Raw genomic sequence first — 16,683 nt, 5'->3', positions numbered from 1 at the left:
GCGCGTCCCCTGCGAAGATCGGTCAGGACGGAAGGAATCCCCGTGTCGCCTGGTGAGTTGGTCCGTGCGCTGCGCCGGCGCTGGTACGTCCTGGTCGTGGCGATGGCGCTCGCGGCCGCCGGAGCCGTTGCGGTGCTCCGTCCCGCGCCCGTGTACCTGAGCTCGGCCATCGTGGTGGTCGAACCGCCGGTGACCGGCAGCCACCCCAACCAGCTCGCCAATCTCCAGCCGCCGCTCGCCGCCGTCGCCTACGCCGTGGTGCAGCAGCTCGCCTCGCCCGCCGGGGCGGCCGAGCTCCGCGCCGCGGGGGTCGGCGGCACCTACCGGCTCATCCCGCGCAACAGCGGCACCAGCGTCACCCCGCGCTACCTCATCCCCTCGCTGCAGATCCAGGCGGAACAGCCCGGGCCGGCCGCGGCCGACACCACCGTGCGCAAGATCATCGAGGTCTACACGAAGCACCTGGCCGACCTGCAGACACAGCAGGACATCCCCGCCGCGGCCCGGATGAGCGTGGACCTGCTCGTGCCGCCGACCGCGGTCGCGCAGAGCGGCACCAAGAGCCGCGGCCTGGCCGGGGTGGCGTTGCTGGCCCTGGTCGGCGGGGTGGCGGCGGCGCTGTGGACCGACCGGCTCCTGGTGCGCCGCCGCCCCGGCGGGCGCCCCACCGGGGAGGCCGGCGCCCGCCCCGCCCCGGGGCGGGCGCCGGCGGCCGCCGCGGCGTCCCGCTGAGGGACGCCCTTCGTGCGGACGGCCCATCAGATCCCCCGGCGCTTCCAGGACCGCCACCACAGCCACTCGCGCCCCCGGTCGGCGACGGCCGAGAGCACCAGCGGCTGGAGGTAGGGCATGGCGCGCGCGCCGATGCGCCGGCGTCTGAGCAGCGCCCGGTACTCGGGCAGCCCGGTGTATCCGGGCAGGCACTCAGCGGCGAACTCCACCAGCTCGTCGACCGGTACCACCGCGGTACGCCCCCGGTCGTACGCCCGGTAGGCGCGCCGCAGCGCGTACCGGGCCAGCCGGGTGCGGGCCGCCTGCGACAGCCGCTCCGCCTCCGGGAGCAGGCCCGCGCACTTGTCGAGCACCGCGTCGAAGGCGGCGAGGCGCTGGCGCAGGTCGTCGAGCTGCCCGCCGAAGTCGGTGGTGGACATGTTGTTCCCGTGGACCCGGTAGAAGGCCTGGTCGGCGCCGCGGACGTAGCCCACGTCGGCGTGCGCCGCCAGCCGCATCCACATCTCGATGTCCCCGGCGTGCGGAAGCTGCGGATCGTAGCCCCCGACCTTGCGCTGGAGGCTGGTGCGCACGACGACCTCGGGCGAGGTGATGCATCCGGTGCCCTCCCGGAAACGCCGCTCCAGCCACCACCGTCCCGGGTAGACGACGGACCCGGTGGTGGCGGTGCGGGCCGCGGGCAGCGGCCCGCCGTGCTGGAAACGCAGCGGCCGACCGTAGCAGAAGCCCGCCTCGGGATGTGTGTCCAGGAGGGCGGCGGCGCGCACCAGGGCGCCGGGGACCAGCCGGTCGTCCGCCGAGAGCAGGGCGACGTAGTCGCCGTCGGCCCACTCCAGCAGCCCTTCGTTGTAGGTGGCGATGTGTCCCTGGTTGGTCTCGTGGACCCGGACCTCGATCCGCGGGTCGGCGGCCGCCAGGGCGCGCGCCACCGCCGCCGAGTCGTCGGGCGACGCGTCGTCGATGATCAGTACCCGGACGTCGACCCCTTCCTGTTCGTCCAGGACGCTCCTGACGCAGTCGGCCAGGAAGTGGCCGTACTTGTAGCAGGGGATCACCACGCTCACGGTGCTCACCGGCCCGCCACCTCCGTCGCGCCGTCCGCCGGGGCGCTGCCGGGCGGGGGCGAGGTGGTGAAGACCGGGCCGACCCAGTAGTTCACCGAGCCGAAGGTGTTCGCCGGGAAGGCGGTCGCGGGCCCGTACGTGTAGAGGCCGTTGGCGCCGCTGCTCCCGTCGGCCGGGGCGACCAGCGGGTAGGAGCGGTGCGCGGCGGCGAAGTAGCCGCCGTCCACCGAGTAGTTGCCGTTGGGCGCGTGGTAGGAGGCCACGTAGACGGCGCCCGCGGTGACGTGCACCGGGGCGGTGAACCGTAGCTGCTGCCAGCCGGAGAGGGTCTCCCCGGCGAAGGTGCCGGTGGCCAGCAGGGCGCCGGAGGCCGCCCACAGGCTGCCGGTGTGCGTACCGGTGTTGCGGGGGCCCTTGTAGAAGGTGACGCCGGTGACGTATCCGTCCACGGCCGACTGGAAGCGGGTGCCCAGCTCGACGGAGTTGGCGTCGTCGCCCGCGTTGGCGGTGCTGGGGGTGGCGCCCGTGCCCCACAGGGAACAGGGGCAGTGCACCGCCGGCGGCGTGGTGCTGGTGGTGAAGTTCCAGGTGACCGGCGCGGCCATGGTGTTGCCCCACAGGTCGGCGGCCTGCACGGACGCCGTGTAGGTGGTGTTCAGCGCCAGCTCGGTGGACGGGGTGAAGGTGGCGCTGTTCGCGGCCCCGAGCACCTTGGTGCCGGGCACGGGGGTGCCCCCGGCGTCCCTCAGGGTGAACACCAGCGACTCCGCGTCGATGCCCTCGCTGAAGGTGGCCGCCATCGTCGCGGTGATCGGGGTCCCGGTCGCCGCGGACTGCGGTGACGTGGAGCCGATCGTGGGCGGCGCCGTGCTGGCGGTGGAGGTGTCCAGGACGGCGTCCACCCAGTAGTTGCTGCCGGACGAGGCGGTGGAGGGGAACCCGCCGGTGGAGCTGTACCGGTAGACGCCGTTCCCACCGTCGCTGCCGCTGCGCAGCGCGGTCAGCGGGGCCAGTCCGGCGTCGCCGCCCGCGAAGGTGGGGTCGAAGGAGTAGCCGCCGTGGGGCGCGAAGTAGGACGCGACGTACGTGGTGTCGGCCTTCACCGGGACGGGGGAGGAGAAGTTCAGCTGCTGCCAGCCGGAGGCCGTCTCGCTGGTGAAGGTGCCGGTGGCCAGGCGCTGGCCGGAGCTGCTCCACAGGCTGCCGGTGTGGGTGCCGGTGTTGCCGGGCGCCTTGTAGAAGCGGACACCGGTGATCGTGCCGGGCACGGAGGAGCGGATCTTCACACCGAGTTCGACGGCGCTGCCGTCACCCGCGTTGACCGTGCCCGGCACGGTGGCGGCCGGCCAGACGGTGCACGGGCACTGCTGGGGTCCGACGGTCAGCGCCACCGTGGTGGTGGGGCCGATGTTGACGCTGTCGTCCACCGCGCGCACCTTGATCCGGGCGGGGCCGGGCGCCGCCGGGGTCCACTTGTAGCTCCAGGACCCGAGTCCCGTGGTCGCCTTCCACGTCGTGCCGCCGTCGGTGGAGACCTCCACGCGGGCCACCACACCGCCTCCGGTGTCGGTCGCGGTGCCGGTAACGGTCACGGGCCGCAGGGCCGGCACGGTGGCGTCGGCCGCCGGGCCGGTCACCGTGACGGCCGGGCCGGCGGCGTCCGTGGACGCGGTCGCCGCCGCCAGGCCGGACTGGAGGGACCCCGGCTGGACGCCCATGTCGGCGAAGACGTTCACCGTGGCCTGCTGCATCCGCTTGTCCTCGGTGACCACCGCGTCGTCCGGGTTCCCGGTCGGCATGTTCGTCAGGCCCCAGGACCACTGCACGGTGCCCGCCCCGAACACGAGGGCGTGCGAGGTCTGGTCGCGGAAGGCGACCAGGCTGTGCGTCGCCGTGCCGTTCCCGTAGGTGTTGCCGTAGTCGAGCCGCAGCTTGCCGTCGTTGACGTCCACGGTGGTGGAGGACAGCTGGATCTGGCCGGGCGGGCGGCTGCTGTCCTCCACGTCGCTGTCCCACTCGTAGCCGAGGGTGCCGACGGGGAAGGTCGCCGTCTGGGCGGGGGTGAGGTTCGCGACGGTGGTGCCCCGCCACAGCCGCAGCTTGGCGAAGGCGCCCGGCACGGTGATGGCGTCACTGCGGTAGCCGTTGACGCTGAACAACGAGCCGGTGAGCTGGTTCTGCGGCTGGAAGGGACGCCCGCCAAGACCACTGGCCGGGTCCATGAAGGTGCCGGTCCAGATCCCGCTCGGATCGGGGACGCCATTGGGCCGGGGGAAGGACAGCTTGGTCTCCTTGTAGCAGACCAGGGTCCGGTCGGCGGTCCCCGCCGCGTCGATGCTCGGCGCGAGCCGGGTCTTCCAGAAGACCTCGTTGCCGCTGAAGTACGTCTGGTGCCGGCCGGCCCGCCGGGCGTTCAGCACGTTGGTGAACTGGTCCTGGGTCCAGTACTCGTCGTGCCCCGAGGACATGAAGACCTTGTGGCCGGCCAGCTGCGCGCCGCGCGTCGACACGTCGATGCCGGACAGGTAGCTGACGTCGTAGCCGTTGCGCTCCAGCCACGAGATCATCTGGAACTCGGATCCGTAGATTCCGTTCTCCCCGCCGATGTCCATCGGCCGGTTGTAGCTCACCTCGTACGCCCGGCCGTCCGGGGCGGGGCCCCCGCCGTCGTAGAGGTCCTGGCCGCCGTAGTTGTTGTACGCCTGCCAGGTCTGGTCGCTGGTCTGCACCACGATGTCGGAGTGGCTGGAGTCGTCGCGCACGACGAACGGATAGGGCATCACGCCGTTGCCGTCCGCCTGGTCGAAGTTGGCGACGTACAGCCCTGAGACGGCGTCGGCCGGCACGCTCCAGGTCGCCGTGACGGGCCAGTTGCCGCAGTCGACCAGGCCCGTGGACGCCTTGGTGGCGCAGCTGCGCGCACTGCCTCCCGGTGCGACGTTGGCGGGATGGGTCTGGGCCGCCTGCGCCGCGGTCGACAGCAGCCGGGCCCCGTCCCCGCCGTAGTGGCCCAGCCGGTACACCGAGACGCGGTAGGGCGTCGGTGACTGGATCTTGAACTGCACCGTGTCGCCCGCCTGGACGCTCATCTGGGCACTGAAGCCCTTGATGTCCCCGTAGGCGCCGGGGGCGAACCAGTCGGACATGGGCGTGCCCGGTTTGGAGTTCTCGCACACGATCGCGTTGGTGCCGGGCCCGCAGGGGTCGGCCGCGCCGGCCACCGCGGCCGGCGGCAGGACCGTGGCCATCAGGGCCGCGACCACGGTGAAGAGACCGTACCGGAGCAACCTTCTCCGTCTGTTCATCTGTACCTCTTCTTGCGTCAGCGCAGGGCGTCGGTGAACGCGTCCACGACTCGCTGCTGTTGAGCGGAGGTGATCTGCGGGAAGAGCGGGAGGGAGAGCATCCGGTCCGCGGCGCGCTCGGCGTGCGGGAAGTCGCCCGGGCCGTGACCGAGGTGGCGGAAGGCCGGGGTGAGGTGCACCGGCGCCGGATAGTGCACGCCCGCCCCGATGCCCTGCGCGTTGAGCTTGCCGACGACGGCGTCGCGGTCCGCTCCGGCGACCCGCACGACGTACAGGTGCCACACATGGAGGTTGCCCGGCGCGGTGACCGGCAGGGTGACGCGGCCGGCGGCCGCCAGGCCGCCCAGCAGCGCGTCGTACCGGGCGGCCGCCGCCCGGCGGGCCGCGTTCCCCTCGGCCAGCCGGGCCAGTTTCGCCCGCAGCACCACGGCCTGCAGGCCGTCCAGCCGGCTGTTGAAACCGGCGACGTCGTGGCGGTACTTGGCGACGCCGCCGTGGTTGGCGAGCGCCCGCACCCGGTCCGCCGCCTCCTCGTCGTCGGTCACCACCGCGCCCGCGTCGCCGTAGGCGCCCAGGTTCTTGCCCGGGTAGAAGCTGGTCGCCGCGATCCCGCCGCTGCCGGGCGAGCGGCCGTCGCGCGTCGCGCCCTGGCTCTGTGCGGCGTCCTCGACGACCCGTACGTGCCCCGGCAGCCGCGCGGCGACTTCGGCGGTGTCGGCGCACTGCCCCCACAGGTGGACGGGGACCACCGCGCGCGTGGCCGGGCCGACCGCGTCCAGCGCGGCCTGCGGATCCATCAGGAGGGTGTCCGGGAGGCAGTCGACCAGGACCGGCCGGGCACCGATCCGTGCGGTGGCGCCGGCGGTGGCGATGAAGGTGTTGGCGGGCAGCACCACCTCGTCGCCGACGCCGACCCCGCTCGCGCGCAGGGCCAGTTCGAGGGCGTCGGTGCCGTTGGCGACACCCACGCAGTGCCCGACCCCGGCGAAGGCGGCGTACTCGCGCTCGAAGGCGCCGACCTCCTCGCCGCCGATGAAGGCGGCGGCGGCCAGCACGCGGTCGAAGCCGGCCCGCAACTCCTCGGCGACCTCGGCGTGCGCCGCCTTCAGGTCGACGAGCGGTATCTGGTTCATGTGACCGGGCTCCCCATCGGTGTCCGTGGCCGCAGACCGGCCGCTCCGCCATCGGCCCGCAGCTCGTCGAGCGCCGGACCACCCGCCTCGCGCAGCCGGCGGGCCGGGCTGCCGGCCCAGACCTCCCCGGGCGGCACATCGGCCAGGACCGTGCTCCCCATGCCCGTCAGCGACCAGGCGCCGACGGCCGTGTGCTCGCGGACCAGCGCCCCCGCGCCCACGTAGGCGCCCCGGCCCAGCCGCACCCCGCCGCCGAGGCGGACACCGGAGGCGAGCGTGGCGAAGTCGCCGACCTCGTCGTCGTGGGTCAGGACCACCTGTGGCATCACCGCCACGTGGCGCCCCACCCGGACGCCGGCGGTCAGCACGCAGTGCGCGAGCAGCACCGAGCCCGCGCCGAGCACCGAGGACCCCGACACCACCGCCGTGGGGTGGACCACCGTCGCGTACCGGCTCTCCGGCAGCGCCAGACGCCGCACCAGGCGGGCCCGTACCGCGTAGTCGCGCGGACTGCCCGCACAGACCACCAGCCGCGCCCCCGGCGACAGGTCGCGCGCCACCTCGCAGCCGCCGAGCACCGGCACCCCGCCGACCTCCCGGCCGTGCAGGGCCGGATCGTCGTCGAGGTGGCCGGCGAGCCGCCACCGCGGGGCGCGGCCGTGCGCCGTGTCGGCGGCGACGACGTCCCGGACCGCCTGCGCGGTCTCCCGCGCGAACCCGCCCGCACCGACGACCAGGAGGTCCCGGGTCACGCTCCCGCTCATGCGCCGGCCTGCTCCCGCAGCACCGCCACCACCCGGTCCTGCTGGGCGTGCGTCATGGTGTGGAACAGCGGCAGGATCAGCGAGTCGCGGCTGATCCGCTCGGTCACCGGCAGCGGCGCCGCGCCGTGCCCCTCGTAGGCCGGCTCCAGGTGCGAGGCCATGATCCCGCGCCGGGCCGAGATCCCGGCCTCGGCGAGCACGGCCAGCAGCTTGTCCCGCCCGACCGGGAAGTCCCCGGCCGGCAGCACCCAGTACGACTGGAAGTTGCTCCGGCCGTAGCCGGGGTCACGGACCGGGCGCAGGCCCGGGACCGCGCCCAGCAACTGCGCGTACCGCGCCGCCAGCGCCCGGCGCCGGGCCACGATCGCGTCCAGCCGGCCCAGCTGCACCAGGCCGACCGCGGCCTGGATGTCGGTCATCCGGTAGTTGTAGCCGACTTCCAGGTAGCTCTCGGCGACCGGCCGGCTGCTCGCGTGCCGCTCGGCGGCGGACACGTTCATGCCGTGTTCGCGCAGCCGGCGCAGCCGCTCCGCCCACCGCGCGTCGTCCGTGGTCAGCATGCCGCCCTCGCCGGTGGTGATCACCTTGCGGGGGTGGAAGGACCAGGCCGCCAGCAGCGCCCCCCGGCCGACGGACTCGCCGCCCACGGTCGCCCCGATGGCGCAGGCGGCATCCTCCACCAGCGGGAGGGCCCAGCCGGCGCAGGCGGTGCGCAGCGCGTGCACGTCCGCGGGGACGCCGCCCTGGTGGACGACGATGACCGCCCTGGTCCGGGGCGTGCGGACCGCGTCCACGGTGGCCACGGTCAGATTGCCCGTGGCCTCCTCGACATCCGCGAAGACCGGTCGCGCCCCCACGTAGCGCACCGCGTTGGCGGTGGCGATGAAGGACAGGGACGGGACGACCACCTCGTCGCCGGGCTCCAGGCCGAGCGTGACGAGGGCCAGGTGCAGGGCGGTGGTGCACGAGCTCAGCGCGATGCCGTGTCCGGCGCCCACCCGTGCCGCGAAGGCCCGTTCGAACTCGGCGACGCGGGGGCCCTGGGCCACCCAGCCGGAGAGCACCGCCTCGGAGGCCGCCCGCGCTTCCTCTTCGCCGAGCCACGGCAGCATGACGGGGATCCGGCCGGGTGCGGGGTCGGGGGCGGGGCCCGGGGCGGGACCGGCGGTGTGGGTGCTCATCGTCCGGCCTGCCCGGTCTGCGGCTGCCGGGTCGGCACGTGCACGGTCTGGGCCTGGCCGGTCTGCGCGTGCCCGGGCTGCGCCCGCCCGGCCGCGTCGGCGGCGCGCTCGGTCCGCCACCAGTCCACCAGGTCCCGCAAACCGCTCCGCAGGTCGATCTGCGCGGCGAAGCCGAGTTGCCGTGCCGCCCGCGTGGTGTCCGCGAGCCGCCGCGTCACCCCGTTCACGGCACGGGCCGGACCGTGCTCCGGCACCAGGCCGCCCGCATCCATCGCCTCCAGCAGGCCGAGCGCGAGGTCGAGCAGGCTGGTCTCGGTCCCGCTCGCGACGTTGAAGACCTCGTCCGTCACCTCCGACTCGGCGGCCAGCACATTGGCCCGGGCGATGTCCCTGACGTGCACGAAGTCCATGGTCTGGGTGCCGTCGCCGAGGATCAGCGGCGGCTCGCCCGCGGCGATCCGCTCCATCCAGCGGATGAGCACCTCGGTGTACAGCCCGTGGATGTCCATCCGGGGCCCGTACACGTTGAAGTAGCGCAGGGCTACGTAGTCCAGCCCGTACATGGAGTGGAAGCTGCGCAGCACGCCCTCGTTGAAGGCCTTCGCCGCACCGTAGAAGGTGTCGTTGTTGTACGCGTGGTGGCGCTCGGTGGTCGGGAAGGTCTCGGCCAGTCCGTACACCGAGGCGGAGGACGAGGCGATCACCTTGCCCACCCCGGCGGCGGCCGCCGCCTCCAGCACGTTGAAGGTGCCGTCCACCATCACCTCGTTCGCCAGCCGCGGTTCCTCCGCGCACTGGGTGATGCGGATGGCCGCCAGGTGGAACACCAGGTCGGCGCCCTCCGTCGCCTTGCGCACCGCCGTCACGTCGCGGATGTCGCCCTCGACGACCTCCACCACGCCGCTCGGCAGGGCGCGGGCCAGGTTCGCCGTCCGTCCCCGTACGAAGTTGTCGAGCACCACGACCTCGCGGGCCCCGTTGTCCACCAGCAGGTCCACCACGTGCGAGCCGATGGTGCCCGCCCCGCCGGTGACCAGAATCCTCTTGCCTCGTACGCTGCTCAACGCCCTGCCCCCACTGAGTCGGTCATGGTGTCTTGTGCCGCGCCCCGTCCGGCGCACTGTGCGGCGGTCGCCGCGGCTGCCGTGCGAACGGTCAACGCCCGGTGCGCAGTCCGACGACCGCGCCGCGGAACTCCAGGCTCCGGGAGGCGGCTTCGAGTATGTCCAGCACCCGCAGGCCGGCCCGGCCGTCGGTCAGCGCGGGACGGTGCGTCCTGATCGCGGCGGCGAACTCCTCGACCATGCTGCGCAGGGCTTCCTTCTCGCCGATCGCGGGCGCCACCATGTCGCCGGTCCGGTAGGAGACGAGCATGTCGCGGCGCTCGTCCGCGCCGATCTCCTGCGGTGCGCTCAGATCCACGCCGCGGTCGAAGACGGCGATGCGCTGCGCGGGGTTCAGGTCGTCCCACACCAGGGTCCGCTTGGAGCCGCCGACCATGGTGGTGCGGACCTTCGTCGGAGAGAGCCAGTTGACGTGCACGTGGGCGATGGCGCCGGTGTTGAGCTGGAGCGTCAGGTAGGCGACGCAGGACTGCCCGGCCCCGATCGGGTCGGCTCCGTGCGCGGCGACGGCGACGGGCTGGACGTGGTCCGGAAGGATGAAGTCGAGGATGGACAGGTCGTGGGGCGCCAGGTCCCACAAGACGTCGACGTCCTTCTGGACGAGTCCGAGGTTGATCCGGACGGAGTCGACGAACTGGATCTCGCCGAGCTCACCGGCGCGGACCATCTCCCGGATGCGGCCCACCGCCGGGGTGTAGCAGTACGTGTGGTCGCACATCAGGGTGAGACCGCGCTCCTCGGCCTCGGCCACCAGCCGCCGGCCGTCCTCGTAGGTGGCGGCGAGGGGCTTTTCCACGAGGACGTGTTTGCCCGCGCGCAGGGCGGCCAGCGCGACCTCCAGGTGCGTCCCCGCCGGGGTCGCGACGGCGACCGCCTCGACGGCCGGGTCGGCCAGTACGGCCGCGTAGTCGGAGGTGGCCCCGACCGTGGAGTACCCGCCGAGCACCTGCCGCGCCCGGTCCACGTCCAGGTCGCACAGCCAGCGGAGGCGGAACTGCGGGGCGGACTGGAAGTTGCGGACGAGATTGGGCCCCCAGTAGCCGGCGCCGACCACGGCGACGCCTAACGGACCCGTGGGCCCCCGGTCGGCGGAGCCGGCTTCCCGGGCCGGCGCCTGAGCGGTGTCCTTCACAGCGTTCCCCTTCCTTGCGCGCACGCCGTCCGGCGTGACGACGACCCGTGACAGGGACGCGTGCGGGGGAGGGAAGCGAGGAGGGCAACGCCGTCGGCGGCACACCGGACGCCTCCGCGCCCGTGCGTGGCCCGCTGGGCGGTGATGGCCCCCCACAACCGGTGATCTGCTCGATCCGCTCGATCCGCTCGACCGCGTACTTCCGCCCCCCGGCCGACCGGCGCGCCCCTCGCGCCCGTCCGGCCACGGGCAGGCTGCGTGTTCCCCCAAGCAGCCAGACCCGTAACGCCCTTGCCCGTTCCGGATCGATCCCGGCGTTGCCGAAGCACGCCGAATCCGGTCGGCGACGTCCAATCTAGTCCACCGGGCCTACGCCGGGGCGGAGTTGGGGGAAACACCCGGCGCGTGTGTTCGAGCGTGCATACTGCGCGGGTGACCAGCATCGTGATCCCGGCCCACAACGAGAGCCGGGTCATCGGCCGGCTCCTCGACGTGCTCCTGGCCGACACCCCGGCGTCCTCGCCTCAGCCGGGACCGGCCGCCGGGGACACCGAGATCGTCGTCGTCTGCAACGGCTGTACGGACGACACCGCCGAGGTGGCGGCCGCGCGCGGCGCCCGCGTACGGGTGGTCGAGATCCCGACCCCTTCCAAGCACGCGGCACTTCGGGTCGGCGACGAGCACGCCCGCGGCTTCCCCCGGCTGTACGTGGACGCCGACGTCGTCCTCGGGGCCGCCGACGTGCGGGCCCTGGCCGACACGCTCACCGGCAGCCCGGACCTCCTGGCCGCGGCCCCCGGCCGGGACATCCCGCTGGCGGACTGCGCATGGCCGGTACGGGCGTACTACCGGGTGTGGCAGCGGCTTCCCGCGGTCCGCGAGGGGCTGTTCGGCCGGGGCGTCATCGCGGTCACCGCGGCGGGGCACGCGCGGATCGCCGCGCTGCCGCCGCTGATGGCCGACGATCTGGCCGCGTCCCTCGCCTTCGGGCCGGGGGAGCGGCGCGTGGTGGAGACGGCCCGGGTCGTCGTCCACCCGCCGCGCACCTGGTCCGACCTGGTCAGGCGGAGGATCCGCGCGGCGACCTCCTGCGCCGAGCTCGAACGCGTCCAGGGGCGGACGCCGGCCGCGCCCTCCGCCCGCACCGGCACGGCCGATCTGCGCGCCCTGCTGCGGTCCGAGCCCGGTCTGCTGCCGGCGGTGTCGGTCTTCGTCCTGGCCGCCCTGGCCGCCCGCGCGGGAGCACGCAAGGCCGTCAGGAGCGGCGACTTCTCCACCTGGCTGCGGGACGAGAGCAGTCGGCAGGGCTGAGGGTGGGGTGTGAGGTGTGTGACCCGTGGGGTGTGGCGTGTGGCCTGTGACCCGTGGCGTGCGGGAGCAGCCTGTGACCCGTGGTGTGCGGGAGCGGCTTGCGCCGTTCAGCCGGATCGGGCCGCCTCCCCTTCGGGTGGTCCGCACAAGCACCGGGGTCCCACTCGCGCGTTGGAGCGCGTGGGGCCCGGCCCCGTCCCGGTCGTGGCCACGGCCTGCCGGCCACGGCCTGCCCCGGCCCCCACCTGCCCCGGCCCCCACCTGCCCCCGCCACGACCTGCTGCCCCGGCCCGAGCCCGGGGCCGGCCCACACCTGCGGAATCGGGAGCTCCTGAGCATGTACCTCGCGGACCGCTCCGCCCCCGGCGCGGCGACGACCGGGCCGGACGGCCGGCCCGGCAGGTCGTTCGCGCTCGCCCCGGCCGTCCTGGCGCTGGGCACGGTCAGCCTCATCACGGACGTCTCCTCCGAGATGGTCACCGCCGTGCTGCCCCTGTACCTCGTCGCCGGACTCGGCCTGAGCCCCCTGGGCTTCGGGGCGCTCGACGGCGTCTACAACGGGGTCGGCGCGCTGGTGCAGCTGACCGGCGGGCACCTCGCCGACCGGGTCCGCAACCACAAGCTGATCGCCGGGATCGGTTACGGCCTGTCCGCCCTGTGCAAACCGCTGCTGCTGCTCGCGCACAGCCTGGGACCGGTCGGCGTGGTCCTCGCCCTGGAACGCACCGGCAAGGGCCTGCGCACCGCTCCGCGCGACGCCCTGATCTCCCTGTCCACCCCGGCCCGGTTACAGGGCCGGGCCTTCGGCGTGCACCGGGCCATGGACACCACCGGCGCGCTCCTCGGCCCCCTCGCGGCCTTCCTCATCCTGAGCGTGGTGGCCGACGGCTACGACACCGTCTTCGGCGTCAGCGCCTGCGTCGCGGTCCTCGGCGTCGTGGTGCTCGTGCTCTTCGTCCCCGGCGGCCGGCCCGACCCGCTGCGTCACGCGGACCGTGCGGGCCCCGCGGCCCCCGCCGGGCCGGCCGCCGCCGTGCCGGCCGCCCGGGACGGTGTGCGGCCGCCCGCCGTGAGTCCACGCGAGGCGCTGGCCCTGCTGAGGCTGCCCCGGCTGCGCGCCCTGGCGCTCTGCGCCGTCCTGCTGGGTCTCACCACTGTCAGCGACGCCTTCGTCTACCTGCTGCTGCAACGCCGCACCGGCATAGGCGATCAGTGGTTCCCGCTCCTGCCCCTCGGCACCGCCGCCGTGTTCCTGCTCCTGGCCGTCCCCGCCGGGGCCCTCGCGGACCGGATCGGCAGGCGGACCGTGTTCCTCGCCGGCCACGCCCTCCTGCTCGCTGCCTACGGGCTGCTGCTGTGGGCGCCCGGCCGGCCGGCGCTGCCCTGCCTGGTCCTCGCGCTGCACGGCGCCTTCTACGCCGCCACCGACGGCGTGCTGCCCGCCGCGGTCGCCGCCACCGTCCCGTCCCGGCTGCGCGCCACCGGTATGGCCCTGGTCGGCACGGGGCAGGCGCTCGCCCGGTCCGGCTGCTCGCTCGCCTTCGGCGGGGCCTGGACCCTGTGGGGCCCCGGACCGGCCCTCGCCGCCGCCGCGGCCGGCCTGGTCTGCTGCACGGCCGTCGCCGGCGTCGTACTGCGGCCGGCCGCCCCGGACGGGAGCCTTGACGATCCGTCTCCGCATCCGTCCTCCCCGCCTCTGCCCCCGCCCCCGCCCCGGTTCCAGTCCCCGTCCCCGCCCCCGTGAGGAACCCGATGACGCCCTTCCGCCGCCTGCTCGTGCTCGCCGTGGCGGTCCTGCTCCTCGGCGGCCTCGGCACCGCACTGGTGCTGCGCGCCGCCGCCCGCGCCGACCGGCCGCGGACGGGCGGACCGGCGGTCACCGCCGGTGACGTCTCCCTCAGTTGGCAGGGCGGGCTGGCGTTCCTGAACGGCGCCCCCGGCCCGCACCGCGGAGCCCTGGCCTCCGTCCCGGCCCGGACGCCGCAGGCCGGGCGCACCGCCTCCGGCCTCACCTGCCGGCGCTTCTTCGCGGCCGCGGGCACCGGCGTGTGCCTGCGCTCCACGCCGGGCGCGCTGGCCCAGGACAACCAGGCCGTGATCCTCGACGCGGGCCTGCGCACCCTGCGCAGCTTCCCCCTCGCGGGAACGCCCAGCCGGGCCCGGGTGTCCCCCAGCGGCCGGTTCGCCGCCTGGACGGTCTTCGTCTCGGGGGAGTCCTACGGTTCCGCGTTCTTCTCCACGCGCACCGCCATCCTGGACACCCGTACCTGGCGGCTCGAACCGACGCTGGAGGACTTCGCCGTCGTCATGGACGGCAAGGCCCACCGCTCCGCCGACGCGAACTTCTGGGGGGTCACCTTCGCCCGGGACGACGACACCTTCTACGCCACCCTCGCCACCGGCGGCCAGACCTACCTGGTCAGGGGTTCGGTCTCCGGCCGCAGCGTCACCACCCTGGCCCGCAACGTCGAGTGCCCGTCCCTGTCCCCGGACGAGACGCGCATCGCGTACAAGAAGCGCGTGCAGCCGGGCGCGTCACTGTGGCGCGAACACGTCCTCGACCTCGGCACGCTGCGGGAGCACCCGCTCGCCGAGAAGCGCAGCGTCGACGACCAGGCGACCTGGCTCGACGACCGCACCCTGGCCTACGCCCTGCCCGTCGAGGGCGCCGTGGACAGCACCGACCTGTGGACGGTCCCCGCCGACGGCACCGGCACGCCCCGCCTCCTCATGCCGTTCGCGTCCTCCCCGGCCCGTCTCGGCTGACGGCTTTCCGGGCGGTCGCCGGCCGGCCCCGCAGCTGGTGACAATCGGCACATTCCTCCCCCGATCGAGTGATTCGCGGCCATCATTAATCACCTGAATTGTCGGATATGGGCAGGAGACACATGGGACGCGCGGGCAACTGGACCGGTAACTGGCGGATCGCCCTGCCGGTGGCGGGCGGAGCTGTCGTACTCGGCCTGGGCGGCCTGTACGCCACCGGCCTGGTGGCCGGGGACGACGTCGCCCAGGGCACCCGGGTCCGGGGGGTGGACATCGGCGGCATGAGCCGGGAGCAAGCACGGCAGACGCTGACCCGGGAGCTCGGGCCCACCGCCGCGGCGCCCGTCGCCATGAAGATCGGCGACCGCGTCGAGGAGGCGGAGCCCGCGGCGCTGGGGCTGTCCCTGGACGCCGCCGCGACCGTCGACCAGGCCGTCCGGCCCGGTCACGGCCCGGCGACCGTCATCGGCAGGCTCTTCGCCTCCGGTGACCGGGACGTCGAGCCTGTGGTCCGGATGGACCGGGACGCGGGCCGCGCCGCCGTCGAGCGCATCGGCGCGAGCGCCGCGCAGCAGGTCCGTGACGGGATGATCGCCTTCGACAAGGGCGCGGTGAAGGCCACCGCACCGCTGACCGGTGTCGACCTGGTCGAGGACCGCGCCCTGGACACCCTGCGCGAGGCGTACCTGCGTCCGGGCGCGGGCCCCGTCGTCCTGCCGGTCCGGCGCACCGAGCCGCGCATCGGCGCGCAGGAGACCGGACGGGCCCTGCGGCAGTTCGCGCAGCCCGCGATGTCGGGCCCGGTCACGCTGGCCCTCGCCGACCAGCGCATATCCATCAGCCCCGCCGTCCTCGGCAAGCACCTGTCGATGAAGCCCGACGCCCGGGACCGCCTGGTTCCGGCCCTCGACTCCAAGGGTCTGCTCACCGAGCCCGCCGTGGCCGGTCCGGTCGGTGAGGTCACCCGGGCCCCGCGCGACGCCCGGCTCGGCCTCGACGCGAACGGCCGGGTGGTGGTCGACGCCGCCGACCGTACGGGACGCCAGGTCACCGAAGGGGCGCTCCACCAGGCCGTGCTGCCCCTGCTGACCCGCTCGGGCGGGGACCGCAGCGGCGCACTGGCCGCGGCGCCGGTCCAGCCGGACCTCACGAGCGCCGAGGCGCGGCGGCTCGGCATCAAGGAGAAGGTCTCCTCCTTCACGGTGAATTTCCCGGCCGCCCCGTACCGCACCACCAACATCGGCCGCGCCGTGGAGCTCATCAACGGCTCCGTGGTCATGCCCGGCAAGGAGTGGAGCTTCAACCGGACCGTCGGGGAGCGCACCCCGGAGAACGGCTTCGTCGACGGCATCATGATCAATGACGGCCAGTACGTGAAGTCGCCCGGCGGCGGCGTCTCGGCTGTCGCCACCACCATGTACAACGCCGCCTTCTTCGCGGGCGTCAAGCCCGTCGAGCACGGCGCCCACTCCTTCTACATCGAGCGCTACCCCGAGGGCCGGGAGGCCACCGTGGCGTGGGGCAGCCTGGACCTGCGCTGGCTCAACGACTCCGGTCACGCGCTCTACGTCCAGGCCCGGTCCACCGACACGTCGCTGACCATCACCCTCCTCGGTACCAAGAAGTACGACGAGGTGCGGGCGACCAAGGGGCCGCGCACGCACGTCACGCCGCCCGGGAAGCGCACGGGCAGCGGGCCGGCCTGCGAGGTCCAGACCCCTCTCGAAGGCTTCGACGTGACCGTCGGCCGGGTCTTCGTACAGGGCGGCCGCGAGGTCGGGCACGAACAGTTCAAGACCCACTACACGCCCCGCGACGAGGTCACCTGCACCCCGCAGACGCCCTCCCCGCAGGCACCGCAGGCACCGCAGGCACCGCAGGCCCCCGCCCCGCAGCCCGCGGCCGCCACGGCCGAGGCCGCCCCGCGCCCGGTCTGAGGACGGACCCGGGCGGCGCTCCCGCCGCCCGGCCCCGGACCGTCCCGCCGCCCGTCCCACCGGCCGCCGCGCCGGCCGCGCGGCAGGAGCCGGCAGTGACCGGTGGGACGCAGTTCGTGCATGCCGGGGGCCCCGGGCGCCCGGAAGTGCTACAACTGGGTGCGTGACCCTTCCTTGCGACCCGTGCCGGGCACGTCGGTGCGGTCACCCCTAGGCATCCGGTTCAAGAGCGTC

At 74.3% G+C, this 16,683-nt stretch carries 12 protein-coding genes; 5 read left to right on the top strand and 7 right to left on the bottom strand.

What is annotated here, in order from left to right; translation table 11 throughout:
- The first annotated feature begins 42 nt into the window (after window positions 1–42).
- Complete coding sequence (locus tag AMK16_RS05755) at window positions 43–732, top strand: hypothetical protein (RefSeq protein ID WP_199885349.1); 690 nt, start codon at window positions 43–45, stop codon at window positions 730–732.
- Between the two features lie 26 nt (window positions 733–758).
- On the opposite strand, the gene AMK16_RS05750 is transcribed toward AMK16_RS05755, so the two are convergent.
- From AMK16_RS05750 to AMK16_RS05720, 7 genes are all read right to left on the bottom strand, one after another.
- The gene (locus AMK16_RS05750; RefSeq protein WP_073909318.1) at window positions 759–1,805 is read right to left on the bottom strand and encodes a glycosyltransferase; all 1,047 of its coding nucleotides are present in this window, start codon (window positions 1,803–1,805) and stop codon (window positions 759–761) included.
- Window positions 1,802–5,101: a DUF4082 domain-containing protein gene (locus AMK16_RS05745; protein ID WP_073909316.1), complete on the bottom strand. Its 3,300-nt coding sequence runs from the start codon at window positions 5,099–5,101 to the stop codon at window positions 1,802–1,804. The genes AMK16_RS05750 and AMK16_RS05745 overlap by 4 nt, the downstream gene beginning before the upstream one ends.
- A 17-nt stretch (window positions 5,102–5,118) precedes the next feature.
- Complete coding sequence (locus tag AMK16_RS05740; RefSeq protein WP_073909313.1) at window positions 5,119–6,234, bottom strand: DegT/DnrJ/EryC1/StrS family aminotransferase; 1,116 nt, start codon at window positions 6,232–6,234, stop codon at window positions 5,119–5,121.
- Window positions 6,231–6,998, bottom strand: a complete 768-nt coding sequence (locus AMK16_RS05735) for a NeuD/PglB/VioB family sugar acetyltransferase (RefSeq protein WP_073909311.1) — start codon at window positions 6,996–6,998, stop codon at window positions 6,231–6,233. Before AMK16_RS05735 ends, AMK16_RS05740 begins: the two co-directional genes overlap by 4 nt.
- The gene (locus tag AMK16_RS05730; RefSeq protein ID WP_199885348.1) at window positions 6,995–8,179 is read right to left on the bottom strand and encodes a DegT/DnrJ/EryC1/StrS family aminotransferase; all 1,185 of its coding nucleotides are present in this window, start codon (window positions 8,177–8,179) and stop codon (window positions 6,995–6,997) included. The genes AMK16_RS05735 and AMK16_RS05730 overlap by 4 nt, the downstream gene beginning before the upstream one ends.
- Entirely contained in the window at window positions 8,176–9,243 is a 1,068-nt protein-coding gene (locus AMK16_RS05725) for an NAD-dependent epimerase/dehydratase family protein (RefSeq protein WP_079191328.1), read from the bottom strand. The genes AMK16_RS05730 and AMK16_RS05725 overlap by 4 nt, the downstream gene beginning before the upstream one ends.
- Window positions 9,244–9,334: 91 nt before the next feature.
- Window positions 9,335–10,435: a Gfo/Idh/MocA family protein gene (locus AMK16_RS05720; RefSeq protein WP_079191327.1), complete on the bottom strand. Its 1,101-nt coding sequence runs from the start codon at window positions 10,433–10,435 to the stop codon at window positions 9,335–9,337.
- 432 nt (window positions 10,436–10,867) lie between these two features.
- Here AMK16_RS05720 and AMK16_RS05715 point away from each other — a divergent pair, with 432 nt between their 5' ends.
- The 4 genes from AMK16_RS05715 to AMK16_RS05700 all read left to right on the top strand — a co-directional run bounded on the left by AMK16_RS05715 (window position 10,868) and on the right by AMK16_RS05700 (window position 16,449).
- Window positions 10,868–11,746 carry a glycosyltransferase family 2 protein gene (locus AMK16_RS05715; protein WP_079191326.1) on the top strand — a complete coding sequence of 293 codons (879 nt, stop codon included), beginning with the start codon at window positions 10,868–10,870 and terminating at the stop codon, window positions 11,744–11,746.
- Window positions 11,747–12,083: 337 nt separating this feature from the next.
- Window positions 12,084–13,490: an MFS transporter gene (locus AMK16_RS05710; RefSeq protein WP_079191325.1), complete on the top strand. Its 1,407-nt coding sequence runs from the start codon at window positions 12,084–12,086 to the stop codon at window positions 13,488–13,490.
- Window positions 13,491–13,498: 8 nt separating this feature from the next.
- Window positions 13,499–14,512, top strand: a complete 1,014-nt coding sequence (locus AMK16_RS05705) for a TolB-like translocation protein (RefSeq protein ID WP_073909307.1) — start codon at window positions 13,499–13,501, stop codon at window positions 14,510–14,512.
- A 122-nt stretch (window positions 14,513–14,634) separates the two neighbouring features.
- Complete coding sequence (locus AMK16_RS05700) at window positions 14,635–16,449, top strand: VanW family protein (protein ID WP_073909305.1); 1,815 nt, start codon at window positions 14,635–14,637, stop codon at window positions 16,447–16,449.
- Window positions 16,450–16,683: the final 234 nt, after the last annotated feature.

The sequence above is a fragment of the Streptomyces sp. CB00455 genome (genome assembly GCF_001905445.1).
Lineage (GTDB): Bacteria > Actinomycetota > Actinomycetes > Streptomycetales > Streptomycetaceae > Streptomyces.
This window is presented reverse-complemented; position numbering and strand designations above follow the sequence as displayed.